At 67.0% G+C, this 1,828-nt stretch carries 1 protein-coding gene; it reads left to right on the top strand.

Features of this window, described 5'->3' with window-relative positions; all coding sequences use genetic code 11:
- Positions 1 to 133: 133 nt before the first annotated feature.
- The gene (locus ABZ396_RS40695; protein WP_358927075.1) at positions 134 to 1,813 is read left to right on the top strand and encodes an IS4 family transposase; all 1,680 of its coding nucleotides are present in this window, start codon (positions 134 to 136) and stop codon (positions 1,811 to 1,813) included.
- Positions 1,814 to 1,828 lie beyond the last annotated feature (15 nt).

The following is a 1,828-nucleotide window of genomic DNA, read 5'->3' as shown; positions in this document are numbered from 1 at the left end:
GCCAATGCCGCGTAGTTAAGCCGCAGGCGAGATGGTCAAGTTGGGCGGGACTTGGGGCTTGGGCCGGTACGAGGACGGGACCTCTGGTAGAGCAGGGAAACCGACCAAGATCTTCCTGCCACAAGAGGTCCCGTTGCCTGGCCAGTCTGCCACTTCCACGCTCACCCGCACCATCACGGTTGCCGAAGGCGTCTTTGCTCCCGGACACCTGGGTGAGCTGACCCAGTACCTTCCTTTCGAACTCGTCGACGATGTACTGGCCCAGACCCGTACCGCCCACAAGCGGCTGCGGTGCCTTCCCTCACGTGTCGGGGTGTACTTTCTCCTGGCACTGGCCCTGTTCCCCTCCCTCGGATACGCACGGGTATGGGACAAACTGGTCGCCGGATTGCACGGGCTGCAACTGCACCGACCCTCGGAGAAGGCGCTACGGGACCTGCGTCGACGCCTTGGCCCCGCGCCGCTGAAGACGCTGTTCGAAGTACTGGCCGGGCCGCTGGCCCAGCCGTCGACGCCCGGTGTGTGCTACCGGCGCTGGCGGACCGTGGCCTTCGACGGCTGCGGCTCACTCAAGGCCCCCGACCAGCCGCGCATCCGCGCTTTCCTGGGCAAGATCCGACATCACTGGGGCCTGGCCGGTTATCCCGCATTGCGGCTGATGGCCCTGTGCGAGACAGGAACCCGCGGACTGCTCGGCGCGGTCTTCGGACCCACCAGCACAGGCGAGACAGCCTACGCGTCACGACTGCTGCCACTGTTGTCCGCGAAGATGCTGCTGCTGGCCGACCGCGGCTTCGACGCAGACGGCTTCCTCAACTCGGCAGCCGACACCGGCGCTCAGCTGCTCGTCCGACTCAACCCCAGGCGACGTCCCGCAGTGCTGGCCACCTTGCCCGACGGATCCTTCCTCACCCGCCTCGGCGGCCTCAAACTCCGCATCATCGAAGCCCGCATCACCGTGACCACCAGCGACGGCCGGCAGGCCGGCGACCACTACCGGCTGGCCACCACCCTGCTCGACCACCGTGTCGACCCGGCCGACACCCTCGTGCGCCTCTACCACGAACGCTGGGAAGTGGAATCAGCCTTCTACTCCCTGCGCCATACCCTGCTCACCGGCCGGGTGCTGCGCTCCTGCGATCCGTCCGGTCTCGAACAGGAAATCTGGGCGCTCCTCACGCTCTACCAGGCGTTGCGCAGTGCCATGGTGGACGCCGTCGAATCCGTGGCAGGCGCCGATCCCGACCGGGCGAGCTTCACCGCCGCCCTCCAAGCAGCCCGCGACCAAGTCATCACAGCCGCCGGTGTCCTGCCCCCGGCTGAGCCCGCCACCAAGCACAGCGCCATCACCGCGGCCGTCCTGGCCGCTCCACTGCCCGCACGCCGCTTGCGTATCAGCGCTCGCACCGTGAAGTGCCCCATGTCGCGCTATCCCGCCAAACCAACCGAGACATGGCCGCTGACCAGCCAGAACATCACCCACCTGGCCATCGATATCCATCCCCGCCCTGCCACGGGTGCACCCCTACCGGCTGAGCAGAGCGCTCCGCGGGAACAGACAACAGCTCCCACCAGGAGCGACTGCAAAAACCGCACCCTCCAGGTCCTGCGCACGGACCCCCACCGGCCCTGGCGGGCCCGGGAAATCGCCCAAGCACTCGAGTACACCCACTTCCGCAGTCTGTGCGCTCAACTGAGTCACTGGGCCAACGACGGGCTCCTGCACAAAGTAGGCCGCGGCACCTACACGCTCGCCTCAGCATGGATCCACAGCGATCAGAGCCAGCCCTTGACTAGCCCACCTGCGGCTTAACTACGCGGCATTGGC

It is taken from the genome of Streptomyces sp. NPDC005866 (assembly GCF_040629895.1).
Classification (GTDB): Bacteria; Actinomycetota; Actinomycetes; order Streptomycetales; family Streptomycetaceae; genus Streptomyces.
This window is presented reverse-complemented; position numbering and strand designations above follow the sequence as displayed.